Source organism: Phocaeicola coprocola, from assembly GCF_041333015.1.
GTDB classification, from domain to species: Bacteria; Bacteroidota; Bacteroidia; order Bacteroidales; family Bacteroidaceae; genus Phocaeicola; species Phocaeicola coprocola.
Map to the genome: position 1 here is coordinate 1,328,792 of NZ_JBGKGM010000004.1, position 15,885 is coordinate 1,344,676.

14 protein-coding genes are annotated in these 15,885 nt (G+C 43.1%); 9 read left to right on the forward strand and 5 right to left on the reverse strand.

The window, feature by feature from the left end; translation table 11 throughout:
• Positions 1-41: 41 nt before the first annotated feature.
• The 4 genes from ACDG22_RS16295 to ACDG22_RS16310 all read right to left on the reverse strand — a co-directional run bounded on the left by ACDG22_RS16295 (position 42) and on the right by ACDG22_RS16310 (position 2,892).
• The gene (locus tag ACDG22_RS16295; protein WP_007567966.1) at positions 42-281 is read right to left on the reverse strand and encodes a DUF4248 domain-containing protein; all 240 of its coding nucleotides are present in this window, start codon (positions 279-281) and stop codon (positions 42-44) included.
• On the reverse strand, positions 268-714 hold the full coding sequence (locus ACDG22_RS16300) for an HU family DNA-binding protein (protein WP_227994712.1): 447 nt from the start codon (positions 712-714) through the stop codon (positions 268-270). The genes ACDG22_RS16295 and ACDG22_RS16300 overlap by 14 nt, the downstream gene beginning before the upstream one ends.
• Entirely contained in the window at positions 668-2,077 is a 1,410-nt protein-coding gene (locus ACDG22_RS16305; protein WP_370858976.1) for a replicative DNA helicase, read from the reverse strand. The genes ACDG22_RS16300 and ACDG22_RS16305 overlap by 47 nt, the downstream gene beginning before the upstream one ends.
• A gap of 200 nt (positions 2,078-2,277) precedes the next feature.
• Positions 2,278-2,892, reverse strand: coding sequence for a hypothetical protein (locus ACDG22_RS16310; protein ID WP_370858977.1), 615 nt, complete (start codon positions 2,890-2,892; stop codon positions 2,278-2,280).
• A 345-nt stretch (positions 2,893-3,237) separates the two neighbouring features.
• Here ACDG22_RS16310 and ACDG22_RS16315 point away from each other — a divergent pair, with 345 nt between their 5' ends.
• From ACDG22_RS16315 to ACDG22_RS16330, 4 genes are all read left to right on the forward strand, one after another.
• On the forward strand, positions 3,238-3,666 hold the full coding sequence (locus tag ACDG22_RS16315) for a hypothetical protein (RefSeq protein WP_178270220.1): 429 nt from the start codon (positions 3,238-3,240) through the stop codon (positions 3,664-3,666).
• Positions 3,667-4,144: 478 nt separating this feature from the next.
• Positions 4,145-4,684: a UpxY family transcription antiterminator gene (locus ACDG22_RS16320; protein WP_270669047.1), complete on the forward strand. Its 540-nt coding sequence runs from the start codon at positions 4,145-4,147 to the stop codon at positions 4,682-4,684.
• 37 nt (positions 4,685-4,721) lie between these two features.
• Positions 4,722-7,106, forward strand: a complete 2,385-nt coding sequence (locus ACDG22_RS16325) for an SLBB domain-containing protein (RefSeq protein ID WP_370858978.1) — start codon at positions 4,722-4,724, stop codon at positions 7,104-7,106.
• A 106-nt stretch (positions 7,107-7,212) separates the two neighbouring features.
• Positions 7,213-8,316, forward strand: coding sequence for a GumC domain-containing protein (locus tag ACDG22_RS16330; protein ID WP_370858979.1), 1,104 nt, complete (start codon positions 7,213-7,215; stop codon positions 8,314-8,316).
• A 320-nt stretch (positions 8,317-8,636) separates the two neighbouring features.
• Here ACDG22_RS16330 and ACDG22_RS16335 read toward each other — a convergent pair whose 3' ends face one another.
• Positions 8,637-9,800 carry an IS4 family transposase gene (locus ACDG22_RS16335; RefSeq protein WP_007564783.1) on the reverse strand — a complete coding sequence of 388 codons (1,164 nt, stop codon included), beginning with the start codon at positions 9,798-9,800 and terminating at the stop codon, positions 8,637-8,639.
• Positions 9,801-9,873: 73 nt separating this feature from the next.
• Between ACDG22_RS16335 and ACDG22_RS16340 the strand changes: the two genes are divergently transcribed.
• The 5 genes from ACDG22_RS16340 (at position 9,874) to ACDG22_RS16360 (ending at position 15,651) form a co-directional block, all read left to right on the forward strand.
• A complete protein-coding gene (locus ACDG22_RS16340) occupies positions 9,874-10,749 on the forward strand; it encodes an acyltransferase family protein (protein ID WP_370858980.1) in 876 nt (291 codons plus the stop codon).
• A complete protein-coding gene (locus ACDG22_RS16345; RefSeq protein WP_370858981.1) occupies positions 10,742-12,178 on the forward strand; it encodes a lipopolysaccharide biosynthesis protein in 1,437 nt (478 codons plus the stop codon). Before ACDG22_RS16340 ends, ACDG22_RS16345 begins: the two co-directional genes overlap by 8 nt.
• A 13-nt stretch (positions 12,179-12,191) precedes the next feature.
• Entirely contained in the window at positions 12,192-13,304 is a 1,113-nt protein-coding gene (locus tag ACDG22_RS16350; RefSeq protein ID WP_370858982.1) for a DegT/DnrJ/EryC1/StrS family aminotransferase, read from the forward strand.
• Positions 13,305-13,518: 214 nt separating this feature from the next.
• The gene (locus ACDG22_RS16355; protein ID WP_370858983.1) at positions 13,519-14,868 is read left to right on the forward strand and encodes a phenylacetate--CoA ligase family protein; all 1,350 of its coding nucleotides are present in this window, start codon (positions 13,519-13,521) and stop codon (positions 14,866-14,868) included.
• A 138-nt stretch (positions 14,869-15,006) separates the two neighbouring features.
• On the forward strand, positions 15,007-15,651 hold the full coding sequence (locus ACDG22_RS16360) for a PglD-related sugar-binding protein (protein WP_370858984.1): 645 nt from the start codon (positions 15,007-15,009) through the stop codon (positions 15,649-15,651).
• Positions 15,652-15,885: the final 234 nt, after the last annotated feature.

The window sequence follows — 15,885 nt, forward strand, 5'->3', positions numbered from 1 at the left end:
CCAGCCCCGTTCCCGTTCCGAAAAAACAGCCTCTCTTAATCTTACGGCTCCCCCAGTCCCCGCACGATCACCTCCACCTCCGGCTTGAGGAAAAACTTGCGGTGCTTGTCGTGGCCCAGTGCCGCCAGCCCTTCGCGGATGGACGGACAGCGGTACATCCACCGGTACAGATTGCGCCGTGCCGTTTCCGGCGAACGGTCGGGAAAATACAGACAAGCCAGCTCCGACTTGCCGTAGATACGCAGACGGAATTCCCCGTCGCCGTGTTCATTTTCTTTCATACCGCATCCCCTTTCCGGCACGTCCGGCTTCCTTGCGCGGCGAAACCCGTTCGAAAGCCGCCCCGTCCAGCATCCCTTTCAGCACCATGCCCGGACGGAAACGCACCCATATCTTGTTTATCATCGATTCGTGGAAGTCAGCCTCCAGCCGCACTCCCTCGCTTTTCACTCCCACCTGAAGCGAACCCAGCTCACCCAGACGGACAATCTCGCCGTTGCACAGCCCGCGGCAGACCTCCTCTTCCAGCGCTACAAGCACCGCCAGCGTATCGGCACGTGTCACCGTACACCGCCGCTGAATACGGCGTGCCATGTCGCCCAGCGTCACCTCTCCCCGCGCCTGTGCACGGGCATAATACGTCATCTCTGCCGAGATATCACGCGGATCAACCCGCGGAACCACCGAATAAGTCACTGCTCTTTCCTTCATCATTCTTCCGTTTTAAATTGTTTGCCGGCGCAGTCACAGGCGTACCCGCGAACTCGCCGATTTTCGTCATGCTGGGATTATACCCGTAATATACCTTTCCCGTCGCCCCGTTGCGGTGCTTGGCTACCGTGGCGATGCCCATGCCCCGCGTAGACCACCCCGTATCGGGATCCACCCGGATGTGATAACGCTCCGGACGGTGCAGCAGAATCACCAGATCGGCATCCTGCTCGATGACCCCGCTCTCGCGCAGGTGACGCAGCTCCGGACTCCCCGCCCGGTCTTCCGCCTGACGGTTGAGCTGGCTCGACACGATGACCGGACACCCCAGCGAGCGCGCCAGCCCCTTCAGCTTGCGGCTGCACTCCGCCACCTCCTGTTCACGCGTACGCCCCGGATTCACCGTGGCAAGCAGTTGCAGATAGTCGACGATAAGCAAGCCCAGCAGCCCCTTTGCCCGCAGCGACTTGGCGATGACACACAACTGGTCGACGTTGATGTACGGCGTATCGTCGACATGCACCGGCAGCGCGCTCATCCGTTCCGCCGTACGGTGCACATCCTCCACCTCCTCCGGCGAGAGCCTGCCCTGACGGATACGCAGCGGATCGGCCGAACTCTCCGCCAGTACCATACGCTCGCCCAGTTCCGAAGCCGTCATCTCCAGCGTGAAGAACACCACCGGCACACCCGCCATCGCCGCCTGACGCGCAAAGAACAGGTCGAGTGCCGTCTTCCCGTCGGCCGGACGCGCCGCCGTAAAAATCAGGTTGCCCGGCTGCCATCCCCCTGTCATCTCGTTCAGCCGCTGCAAGCCCGTAGGCACACCCGTCAGCCCGTTCACAGCCAGTTCCTGCCGGCGGTCCACCAGCGCCACCGTATCATCCATCACCTCCGGCATGGGGTGCAAGTGATTCTCCAGCGGCGAATCCTCGAGCAGCGCCCCCAGTTCCCGCTGCGTATCAATCAGCACATCATACACATCACACGTCATATCGTTTGCCGCCGCCAGCTCCCGTGTCAGCACCTCCACCAGCTTCCGCCTCAGGTAATACTGAAACAGGATGCCGCAATGATACTCCAGGTGGGCCGACGTAGCCACCCCCGCCGCCAGTTTCGCCACGGCAAACGGACCGCCCGCATCGTCCAGCCGTCCCTGAGCACGCAGCTCCTCGGTCACCGTCAGCATATCCACCGCCGCTCCCCGTGCATACAGCGCGTTTATCGCCTCGAACACCACCCGGTGCGCCGTCAGGTAAAACATCTCGGCACGCAGACTTTTCAGCACCACCGCCTGAGCCGAACGCTCCAGCAGGCACGCCCCCAGTACCGCCCCTTCTATTTCTTCCGCATAAACCATCCCCATAATCCTAAAAATATGACTGCTGTCCGATACAGCTTTTTACATTACTGAAAAACCGATTGCCTTTACGGATAATCCCTCCTGTTAAAATTATTGCTTGATTTTTATATATCAACAAGTTACTGAGGGTTTGAAAAGTTTTATCGGACAGCAATGATTGACAATTTAAAAAGTTTCATCAGACAACACAGATAAAAATATAATCAATTGAGTACAAAACTCTTCATCTGCAAATACTTCAGCGCCGTACGAGCCCGGTCGATAGACGGCAGCATGCAGAGATACATCTCGATGTTTCCCACCGCCTCCTCTCGCTCGGCCAGCGTCAGCTTCCCCCACGCCTTGCGCGCCGCCTCGATGTCGAGGGCAGGCTGCTGCGACATGTCGTGATACTGTTCCCAGAACACCTCGAACATCTCGTCGCCCGCGCTCCTGCGCCTTCCGTCCGCACCGTTTTTCACCCGCATGCGGCACAGCGTATCGTAGTGCAGCAGACGCAGCTTCGAACAGTTCTGCACCTTCATCACCTCCACCACACCGTTCTGCTCCAGCTCTCCGATAAAGTGGTTCACATGCCTCCGGCTCCAGGCGAAGCGCAGACTCAGCTCCCTTCCTGAGAAAAACAGCTCGCCCCGTTTCAGGCATCCAGGGGTATCACCCTGATCGGTAAAGCACGCCGCCATGAGCAGATACACATACGCCTGCGAGTCGGAATGCCACTTTCCGTACATTTCGGCAAACATCTGGGTAAGCAGTCGCCTCGAAAGTACCAGAAAGCCCAGATTGCCAGGATTTTTCATAGTTGTTATCACCTCCATAATTCTTCATTTTTTTACGCAACCCGAAAGGGCGGGCCACCACCGTCACCAAAGTGTAGCATAGCAAACCCTCAGAGTTACAAGTTATTACAATGTCCGGCGGGCCACAAGAGCACCACCAGGGTTGCCACCCTTTCCTATTATATATTAAAAGAAAGAGTAAAAGCAAGGGAAGTTTTTCTCGCAAAGAAAAACGTTCAGCCACGATTTTTCCGTTATCTTTGTGTCATCAACAGAACCTGACAGGTAAACTTCCGTTCTTGTCTTTCACCGGTAAAAATACCGATTGGCAGAGTATTAATTACTGCCCTATACGGCAGAGATAACCCCCGAGAGACAAGACTAATGAAATATTTCGAAAAATTATACGCTTCGTGCGAGCCTACGAAGCAACAGACAGACGAGTGGCTCAAAGAATTAAGAAAGTTCATCGATACACTGTGCGCCCTGTCGCACGTATCGAAGTCGGAAATCCAGCGCATCACGGGCATCGGCACGCATACGTGTTTCGACACCGTCCGCAACTTCCGTTTCAAGACGCTGGCCACCTTCTTCAAGGCAGCCGAACAGGTGTGCGAGATAGATTTCGACGTAACCACCCTGAGACTGATCATAGAGAGCTGCATCATGCACAAGACGAACCTGATAGTACGCGAGGCCGATCCCGACGAGGAGCCGGGAGAAAACGAGTTCAGGATTCTGAAGCAGCTTTCCGTGGGCACGGACTCCCGAAAAGGCAGCCCGACGGGAAAAAAAGCTGAAAAGTTGAAGTAAACATCAGGAAGTTTACCCGGATATTCGTACAAAAGCTCCGGCTTTTCGTACGAATATCCAAAAAAATCTCCGGACATTGTCCGCCCATGATGCCGGCATCCGGAGATTTTTTTGTACCAATCGACAAAAAAACGGATAAATTGACAAGCCAGCCCGTTCGCGTCCACATTCGGAAAAAGACGGCAGTCCTTGTGTAAAAATAAAAAAATTGAACAATCATATCTAAAAAAAGGGTTAAAATAAACCTTTCTGCATATAAATTTGTTATCTTTGCGCCGAAGAACGACTTCCTATGCGGCTGTGGGAGCGGATCCTAGACAGAAGCACGATGTGCGTCATCTTCCGTATTTGGAGATAACAAACTGATTCATAGTGTTTTTCAGGCGCTAGGAAGGAGAGAGAGGTACATCCGTACCTCAACAAACATTCAATCAAGAAAAAAGGGAACAAAAAACCAGAAGGACAAACATCCACAGACATGGAAAAAGAACAGGTATGGCTTCCCCTGCAGACGGTGTACAACAAAGAACTTGCAGTAGCCGCCTATCTCAAAGAGCAGGGCATCGAGCATTACATCCCCATGACATACGAGCTCCGCGACACCGGGCGCGAGGGTGAATGCAGCCATGTACTGGTACCGGCCATCCATAACCTGATTTTCATCCACTGTCCTTATGACGCCAACTGGTGCCGGCAGTTCGCCTCCGAAGCCCCGCTGCCCGTCTATTTCCTGAAGAAGGAACGCAACGGCAATGACTACTGCACGGTGAGCGAACGCGACATGCAGAACTTCATGCATGCCACCAGCCCCGACATCCAGGGCACGCGGTTCATCGATTCCGAAAAGCTTCGCGGCAAGCGCAGCGTCCCCGTCCGGGTAGTACGCCGCGGTCCGCTCTACGGTGTGACCGGCAAGTTCCTCCGCTACGGAGGCCGCCACTACATCGCCATCGAAATGCCCCAAAGCACCGCCCTGCTCAAAGTGAGCTACACCTGGTGCGAAACCATCGAAGAGTAAATTCTGAAAAACAATATAAAATCACTAACAGACAAGCATGAAACTAAAAGCTTTATCACTTGTTATTTTTATGGCATGTTCGCCCCTGCTCATGGCGCAGTCGGACATGACCGACCAGCAAGTGCTGGAATATGCTAAAGATGGAGTAAAACAAGGCAAAGACCAGCGTACCATAGCTACCGAGCTGGCACGCCGAGGCGTAACCCGCGAACAGGCGGAGCGCGTGAAGAAAATGTACGAACAGCAGACAGGTACCGCTGCCGGCGACATGACCGGAACCGCCAAAGCCGAAGCACGCCTGCGCGAGCAGACACAGGAAGACAATTCCACCATGCTCGACGAACAGCCACAGGCACAGGAAGTGGCACAGCAGGACGCCGTATTCGGCCGCAACATCTTCAACACCCGCAACCTTACGTTCGAACCGAACGTCAACATAGCCACCCCGCCCAACTACCGTCTCGGTCCGGGCGATGAAGTGGTAATCGACATCTGGGGAGCCAGCCAGAACACCATCCGCCAGCAGATCTCGCCCGACGGAACCATCAACCTCGAACAGCTCGGCCCTGTATTCCTGAGCGGCATGAGCATCGAGCGCGCACAACAGTACCTCACCGGCGAGCTCCGCAAGATCTATTCCGACCAGAGCAACCAGATACGCGTCACACTGGGCAACAGCCGCACCATCCAGATCAACGTGATGGGCGAAGTGATACAGCCGGGCACCTATGCCCTCTCGGCCTTCTCTACCGTATTCCACGCCCTCTACCGTGCAGGCGGTGTGAGCGGCATCGGTAGCCTCCGTAACGTGAAAGTATCGCGCGGCGGACAGACCGTAGCTACGGTAGACGTCTACCAGTTCATCATGCAAGGCAAGACCCGCGACGACATCCGCCTGGAAGAAGGCGACGTGATCATCGTTCCTGCCTACGAAGAACTGGTACAGATTACAGGCAACGTGAAACGCCCCATGCGCTACGAAATGAAGAAAGGCGAAACCCTTTCTACCCTGCTGAAATATGCCGGCGGATTTACCAGCGACGCCTATACCAAGAGCCTGCGCATCGTGCGCCAGAACGGTAAGGAATATCAGGTAAACACCGTGGATGACACCGACTACAGCGTATGCAAGCTGCACGACGGCGACGTAATCACCGCCGAAGCCATTCTGGACCGCTTCACCAACAAGCTGGAAGTGCGCGGCGCCGTATACCGTCCGGGCATCTACGAGCTGGGCGGCAAGCTGAACACCGTACGCGAACTGGTAGAGAAAGCCGACGGACTGATGGCCGACGCCTTTACCGGCCGTGCCGTACTGTACCGCGAGCGTGAAAACAAGACCCGCGAAGTGAAGCAGATAGACATCCGCGCCATCATGGACGGCAGCCAGCCCGACATCCCGTTGCAGAAAAACGACGTACTCTACATCCCCAGCATCCACGACCTGGAAGACCTGGGCAACGTACAGATATTCGGCGAAGTAACTCATCCGGGCGACTATCCGTATGCCGACAACATGACACTCGAAGACCTCGTGATTACCGCAGGCGGTCTGCGTGAATCGGCTTCCGTAGTACGTGTCGACGTGGCACGCCGCGTAAAAGATCCGAAGAGCACCGAAAGCCCCGCTACCATCGGACAGAACTTCTCTTTCGGCCTGAAAGACGGCTTTGTGGTAGACGGCGAACCGGGATTCACCCTCCAGCCTTACGACCAGGTATTCGTACGCCGCAGCCCGGGCTACAGCGCACAGCAGAACGTGGTAGTAGACGGCGAAGTGCTTTACGGCGGAACCTACGCCCTGAGCAGCAAGAACGAACGCATCAGCAGCATCATCGCCAAGGCAGGAGGCGCCACTCAGTTTGCCTACGTAAAGGGAGCCAAGCTTACCCGTGTGGCAAATGCAGAAGAAATCAAGCGCATGCAGGATGTAGTGAACCTGCTCCGCCGCCAGGTAGGCGACGCCATGATCGACTCCCTGGGCATCAACGTACAAAGCACCTTTACGGTAGGCATCGACCTGGAAGCCGCCCTTGCCAACCCCGGCAGCGATGCCGACATCGTGTTGCGTGCAGGCGACGTGATCAGCGTGCCCGAATACAACAACACCGTGAAGATAGACGGCGCCGTGATGATGCCGAACACCGTATCCTATCAGGAAGGCGAAGGCGTGAAATACTACATCAACCAGGCAGGCGGCTACGGCCAGAACGCCAAGAAGAGCAAGAAATTCATCATCTACATGAACGGCCAGATAGCCCAGGTGAAAGGCAGCGGCAAAAAACAGATGGAACCCGGGTGCGAAATCATCGTGCCCAGCAAGCGCAAGAAGCAGTTCAACATCGGCAACGTTGTCGGTCTGACAAGCTCTATTGCCTCACTGGCGACCATGACAGCTGCCATTACGGCATTGATTAAGTAAACTACTGATTATAAACAGCTACAGGAAGCGCGGTAAGGAAGATTTTACTGCAACTTTTCTCACCCACCGAGCCGTGCCGACTGTAGCCTTTTCCCTATAAGCATCTATGAGCGAAAACAAAAACTATCAGCATCCGGACGTACAGAAAGCGGAAAACGATGAACTCGAAATAGACTGGATGGAGATACTGCGTAAAATCATCGCCATCCGCAAGACCCTCTACAAGGCAGCCGGCGTAGGCATGGTGCTAGGCATTATCATTGCCTTGAGTATTCCCAAACAATACACCGTAACAGTCACCCTTTCCCCTGAGATGAACGGAGATAAAGCAAGTGGAGGACTTGCCAGTCTGGCTTCTTCGTTCTTAGGCGGAGGAACCAGCAGCAACAATGATGCACTTAATGTAACTCTTGCACCGGATATTGTATCTTCAACTCCGTTTGTTTTAGATCTGTTCGACACCCGCGTACAGACGTTAGATGGAAAACTAGACACCACCTTGGTGAGCTATCTGGATGAACAGAAACAACCCTGGTGGGGATATGTTAAAGCAGCTCCAAGCTTAGCAATCGGAGCTATCAAATCTCTTCTTACCGAGGAAGCTGATTCAACGGCAGCATTAAATCCTTTCCAGCTGACAGAAAAAGAAGCTACAAAAGTAAAAGGACTTAGACAAGCAATTACAGCTAATGTTGAAAAAAAGACAGCAATGACCACTATTACAGTTACTTTACAAGATCCCAAAGTAGCAGCCATTGTAGCCGACAGTGTAGTAGCAAAACTCCAACAATATATTGTAGATTACCGAATCAAAAAAGCAAAGGAAGACTGTGCCTATTTGGAAGAGCTGTATAAAGAACGCCAACAAGAATACTACGATGCACAAAGCAAATACGCTCACTACTTCGATACCAACCGTAATATTGCATTTCAGAGCATACGTGCAGAACAAGAACGCCTACAAAACGACATGAGCCTCGCCTATCAAGTATATAGCCAAGTGGCTCAGCAGTTACAGGTAGCTCGGGCCAAAATACAAGAAGAGAAACCCGTATTTGCTGTAGTAGAACCAGCTACTATTCCCTTATACCCATCTGGGATTAGTAGAAAAATAATTCTAATAGGTATTATTTTTCTCACAATATGCATAACAGGGGGATGGAAGTTATTTGGATACTCCTATTGGTTAAAAATAAAAAAAATGATTTAACAAAAAAATCTAACCAATGCAAAAAAACGATAGACTTAAAATACCAAGAGATTCTAATTTAGAATTATATCGTATCTTAGTAATGCTTCTCATCATTGCACATCACTATGTAGTCAATTCTGGATTATTACAGCTAATGGAACAGAATATGTTAAATTCTTCATCCATATTTTTATATTTAGCAGGAATGTGGGGAAAAACAGGCATTAACTGTTTTGTTTTAATTACAGGATATTTCATGTGTAAATCACAAATAACAATACGAAAATTTCTTAAGCTTTTATCATTAGTGTCCCGTTAAAATCGGGACGAATTAAATATTAATCAAACAACCCCGGGAAAAGGGGATTTAATTGCTCTTTGACATCATTGAAATTAGTCTTATTGAACAACTCTTGTAAAGGTGTTTTATCCGTTAATGAAATGCTCAAAATCTGTAGGACCTCATAGGTCGAACGGCTTAAGTGCAAATCATGTTGGATAATAGCTACCAAACAATAAGTGATAATAGCCACACTTATCTGAATACGGACTGCGTTTTCTGTGGTGCCCCAGAACCTTTTGATTTTAAGGTGCTGCTTCAACCATTTGAAGAACAGTTCTACAAGCCATCTCTTTTTATAGAGATTAGCTACATCAAGTGCAGATATATGTTTGGCATTTGTCAGGAAGGTAAATTCACGATCATCTTCTTCATCATAGAACCTGATAATCCTGAATGATTCCGGATACTTCTTTTCAGAGGTATATCCTGATAATTTCACTTCAGCATCAGATAGTATATTCTTTGGTAGTCTGCGTTTCCATTTGCAGAACTTAAATTTAAGATTCGACTTGGCTCTTACGACAAAGAAAGAGCCAGTAAGATGAATCCGATATAGTTCCTTAAACGAATCATACGCTCTATCAAAAATATAGTATGCATTTGGTTCATAATGAATTGCAGACATTGCTGTTGAGTCATGTTTTGAAGCTGTGGTTACTGTAAAAAAAGCCGGAACCTGAGCCTCAATGTCATAAAGGACATGTGCCTTGACTCCACCTTTTTTACTTCGAAATTTAGCCCAAGGAAATGTTGCCAAACATAACGGAATGGTGGTTGAATCAAAAGCGTACTTCTTTCCTTCGATATCCAGAATATGAGTAGCTCGTTTATCACTGGCTTCTTTCATCATGAAGAATGCAAAATCTTCAAAGATTCTGTAATCCCTATTTTGGTTAGCTGATGCAAGTGTGGTTTTGGCCAAGGGTTCACGACCCAATCCCAAATGATAACACTTGGCTTGATGTGCTTCCAATGCAACAATCAGGTCGCGTAGGCTCTCACGATTGCTTAGCTGTCCGAACATCATAGCAAGAAGCTGGTTCCAGCAAGTGAAATGTTTGACGTAACGATTTCCATCGTATTTGTCCACGATTCTTCTGAATTTATTGTTGTTCAAAAACTCTACCAATTGAGCGAAAACATATTTGTCTTGATTCATTTGAAGCCATTTGATTTGGTTTCAAAGGTACAATTTCAAATCGTCGCGCTTTACAAATAGAGTATAATAAGCTATGTTTCAGTTATTTCAAAGAACTATTTATCCACTTTTACGGGACAGTAATGAGCTTTTATTTGAAATTGAATTCTATAAAATTTTATTTTACCTATTATTTGTTATATCAGGATATGCTACTTTTTCTGTTAGTGAATGTTTTAAAGCATTCCTACCAATAACAAACATCCATGATGGATTTGTCAGTTGTTTCTTAGTTTTTTATCTATTCATTCCATTTTTAAATATTTTAATAAGAAATTTAAATAAAAAGTTACATTTGCTTTTAGTAGGACTTTGTATTTTTACATATACAATATTAGGAAGTGTCCCCAAAATAGATGTTACAATGAACTACGTTTCTTGGTTCTGTGTACTCTATTTCATAGCTTCCTATATTAGAAATTATGGCTGTTTCTCTATCAAAGAAAAACAATGGAAATGGTTTATGCTTATATCTATATCACTTTCAATTATAAGCGTTATATGTATTTTAAAATGTAATCAAGTTCTTAATAAAAATTTCTTTCCTTATTATTTTGTTTCTGATTGTAATAGTATTTTTGCTGTTAGTACAGCAATTTGCTCATTTATGTTTTTTAAGAATCTAAAATTAAAAAATAACAAAACTATAAACTTGATTTCAAGAAGTACATTTGGAGTTCTACTAATTCATGCCAATAGCAATATTATGAGACAATGGTTATGGAAAGATACTTTTGAAAATGTAAGCTATTTCTCATCAGAATATTTATGGATACATCTTCTTGTCACCATAATCATAATTTATATAGTATGCACTTTCATTGATTATTTAAGAATAACCTACATTGAAGCTCCCTTTTTCAAAATAATAGATTCCAAACTAAATATTAAACTATTCTCTTATGACTGAATCTTTAAAACAGCAAACAATAAAGGGAGTAATATGGAGTAGTATCGAACGTTTTTCAGTACAGGGAATCCAATTCCTTATCATGATCATTATGGCACGGTTGCTTTCTCCCAATGATTATGGTTTGATAGGAATGTTAACCGTTTTTATCTCCATTGCACAATCTCTAATAGATAGCGGATTTTCACAAGCACTAATTCGTAAACAAAATCGAACAGAAACAGATAACTCCACCGTATTTTATTTTAATATTGGAGTAGGCATTTGTATTTATTTACTATTTTACCTAATTGCACCTCTCATCTCTCAATTTTACAATACTCCTGAACTGACTGCTATCATGCGTGTAATTTCACTAGGAATTATATTTAACTCATTAGCAGTAGTACAACGAGCATTACTTACTATTCAAATAAATTTCAAGACACAAGCTAAAGCAAGTTTAATTGCTGCTATTGCTTCTGGTATTATAGGTATAACAATGGCCTATAAGGGCTTTGGTGTATGGTCCATTGTTATGCTACAGCTAGTAAATCTAAGCTTAAATACCATCTTATTATGGTCTTTCACAGGATGGCATCCTACAAGCAAATTTTCCAAGGATTCATTTTGTGAGTTATTTGCTTTTGGGAGCAAATTACTTGCCTCAGGAATATTAGATACTCTCTACCGAAATATTTATCTTATTGCTATTGGAAAATTATTTACTGCATCACGATTAGGCTACTATACTCGAGCACAACAATTTTCAGATTTTCCATCTTCTAATTTAACAGGAGTATTACAACGAGTTACTTATCCTATATTATGTAAAATACAAGATGACACAGAAAGATTAGCTCAAGCATACCGAAAATTTCTTCGTATATCAGCATTTTTAATATTTCCACTAATGGTAGGTTTATCAGCTGTATCGGAACCATTCATCCTACTATTATTAAAAGAACAATGGCATTTTGCTGCTGTTATTTTACAAATTATCAGCTTCGCATCTATGTGGTATCCCATACATGCTATCAATTTAAATCTACTTCAAGTCAAGGGACGCTCCGATTTATTCCTCCGATTAGAAATTATAAAAAAAATATTAGGAATAACTATACTATGTGTCACTGTCCCTATTGGATTAATCGCAATGTGTTATGGTCAAATAGTATCATCTCTTATTGCTTTAGTAATCAATACCTATTACACTGGGAAACTAATTAATGTTGGTTTTATACGCCAAATGAAAGACCTTACACCTACCCTTGTGTTGGTAGTAACTATGTGGATCATTATCCATTTTGGTATACTACCATTCTGTTCAAATAATATTATAAAATTAATAACTGGAATTATCATCGGTATTATCTATTATCTCGGAGCTGCTTGGATGTTCAAATTTCCAGAACTAAAAGAGTTACTCTCTATTTTGAAAAGAAAATAAATTATCAATAATTATGGAAGAAAAACTTATTACTGTAACATCTCCTCTTTTACCCGATTTAGAGGAGTTCAATGAACTATTACAAGATATTTGGAATCGCAAATGGATTACTAACAACGGACATTATCATAAAGAACTTGAAAAAGCATTATGTGAATACTTAAAAGTTCCTTATATAAGTTTATTTACTAACGGAACTTTGCCACTAATTACAGCTCTACAAGCACTCCGTATTACAGGAGAAGTTATTACGACTCCCTACAGTTTTGTAGCAACCACTCATGCACTATGGTGGAATGGAATAAAGCCTGTATTTGTAGATATCGACCCAACAACAGGAAATATTGATCCAGAAAAAATAGAAGCAGCAATTACTCCACGTACGACCGCTATCATGCCCGTACATGTATATGGTAAGCCATGTGACATTATTCGTATTAAAGAAATAGCTGACAAATATGGCCTTAAAGTCATCTATGATGCAGCACACGCTTTTGGAGTAGAAGTAAATGGAGAAAGTGTTTTAAATGCTGGTGATATGTCAACACTCAGTTTTCATGCAACCAAAGTTTACAATACTATTGAAGGAGGCGCACTAATTATGCACGATGCGGAAACTAAAAAGCGTATCGACTATTTGAAAAACTTTGGATTTGCTAATGAAACTACAGTCGTTGCTCCTGGAATTAATAGCAAAATGGATGAAATTCGTTCTGCATACGGATTACTTAATCTTCGCCAAGTTGATACAGCTATTGAAGCACGTCATCAAGTTGCCATTAAATATCGCAAATCATTAAAAGGAATTAAAGGAATTACTTTTTTTGATGATATGTCAGGAGTAAAACATAACTATTCATACTTTCCTATATTTATAGATGCAGAAAAATATGGCATGACTCGTGATGAACTTTATTTCAAAATGAAAGAACAAAATATTCTAGGCCGTCGATATTTCTATCCATTAATCAGTACCTTTTCCACATATCGAGGATTAGAAAGTGCTCACCCTGAGAATTTACCAGAAGCACACAAAATGGCAAATAGCGTAATATGCTTACCAATGCATCATTCATTAACGGAAGAAGACATTTTACGTATAATTGATATTATTGCCAAGAGATAAAATCCTCTCAAAATCAATAGACATAAACATGTCTAATTAATTTTCAAATATCTAACAGGCATACTGATAATTAAAATATGTGACTATTTAAATATAAAATAAAGTTTAATAACATAACTTCTATTAATTATCACATGCTATTCCTCTAAACTGTTTTCAAAATAATTATAAAATAGCCAAAGGAGTCTTCAAACTAATATTTTAGCAATAACAAATGGATATTCACTCAATATATCTACGATACAGATTTTGGATCTTAGATTTTTTTAAAGGATCTCCTATAGGGAAACCATATAGAGAAATAAAAGTTTTCGATAAATTATCTTTTGCGGATGGTGCTAATAAAAGGGAACGGAAACTTAAACAACTATTAGCTTTTGCACAAACAAATACTATTTTTTACAAGAATATAAAGAGTTACAATTTAACAGATTATCCTGTTATTAATAAGCAAACTTTAATAAATCATCATAAAGAAATAGAAGTTTCCCAAGAAGTTATACCGGGACAAAAAGGTAATATATATATTCAAAAAACTTCAGGTTCAACAGGTATACCATTAGAAATTCCTCAAGACACACTTAAACGAAAAAGACGAATTGCAGAATTAAAATATTTTGGCAAACGAGTTGGCTTCAATACACACGATTTATTAATTCATTTAAGAATTTGGAATAAATGGCAAACAAAATCATTAAAACAAATTCAAAAAGAAAATATAATTCCATTTGACATCTCTGATATGGGAGAATCTCGAATAAAAGAATTATGTGAAATAATGAAAAAAGAACATGTTGTTGCGCTGCGGGGATATGCTTCTGTTATAGATTTATTAGCAACTTATGTTCAACATCATCCTCAATGTTTTCCACATTTAAAAATTATTATTTCCGTAAGTGAAACATTGCAAGATGAGACTCGCAACAAAGTTAAAAAGTACTTAAAATGTGAAATAATTTCTCAATATGCTAATGAGGAATGTGGCATATTAGCACAAGAAATACCTCCTACAAAACCAACAGATAATATCATGTACATAAATCATACAGGATATTATTTTGAGGTTTTGAAGATGGATAGTAATGAACCTTGTGCCTATGGAGAATTAGGACGAATTGTTATAACAGACTTGCACAATTACGCATTTCCTCTTATCCGATATGATACAGGAGATGTTGGAGTCCTTTTACCACCTAATGAAAGAAGTAAAGGCTATCCTGTTCTTGGAAAGCTATTAGGCAGGAAGCTTGATATATGTTATACAACAAATGGAGAACCATTTTCTTCAATGCTATTAAGCAGAACATTAAAACATTACGATCAAATTATTCAATGGCAATTTATACAAAAAAAAGAAAAAGAATATTGTTTAAAAGTTATAATGCAACAAAATTGTGATACAAATAAATATCTCGAATCCGCCATTTCTGAATTACTCAAAGTTTTAGGCCCTGATGCAATTATTAAAATAGAACAGGTTAATGAAATACCAGTACTTTCATCAAGAAAGCGTAAACCTGTAATAAATGAATGGAAAAATGGTAAATACACTCAACAAGTTTAAAATTGTACCAATAAAAGATATTTCAATTCACTTATAGAATTTCATATAATATCGTTAATTGAGTCTATACAGCTATCAAAAGATTACAGAATAGATCCATTAGCATAAAAACGTACTAACCACACAATAATTAATGATATGGACAAACAAATATATGCATTAGGAGTTGGACATAATACACCTGTTTTTATAGATATAGCTGAGCAATGCGGATATAAAATCTCAGGTTTATACCATTATAATGACGACCGTACCGGAGAAATCGATCATGGTTTCAAAATCTTAGGCTCTTTTGAAAAATTATTTTCAGAAAGCTCTTTAAGAGGTAGCAACTTTTTACTAACAATGGGAGACAATACAATTCGTGCACAATTGATTGAAAGAATATTACAACTTGGAGGAAATATACCATCTATCATACACCCTACAGCCGTAATATCTCGATTTGCAAAAATATCGCCAATTGGAGTATACATTAGTGCTTTTTCACATATACAAGCTGACACAATTATTGAACAAGGTACAGTAATTTTATCTGGAGTAAACATTTCTCACACAAATCATATTGGGAAATATTGTTTTATAGCTGGAGGCTCAACAATAGGAGCATACACAACTCTAGAAGATTATGTATTCATAGGACAAGGAGCATTATCGATTTCAGGAAAAGTAAAAACGATTGGTAATCATGCTTATATAGGTGCAAGAAGTCTATTAACAAAATCAATTGAAGCTAACACAATTGTAGCAGGAAGTCCGGCTAAAATAATAAAAAAATTGTAATCAAGAAGTAAAGCTCAATTTCCATAGTTCAACTTGATAGCTATCTGATATACTGTATCTAATCAAAAGAAAACCTAGAATACGACTTTAATATTTTTATATGGTACCTTTTCCGATATACTCACTTAATCCATTATTGGTTGTATTTAGATATCTATCATACATACGTTAATACCACTCCTCAATGAGCAGAATAGCAAGATTTTATTATTCTTGATTTTTTTAAGGAATCAT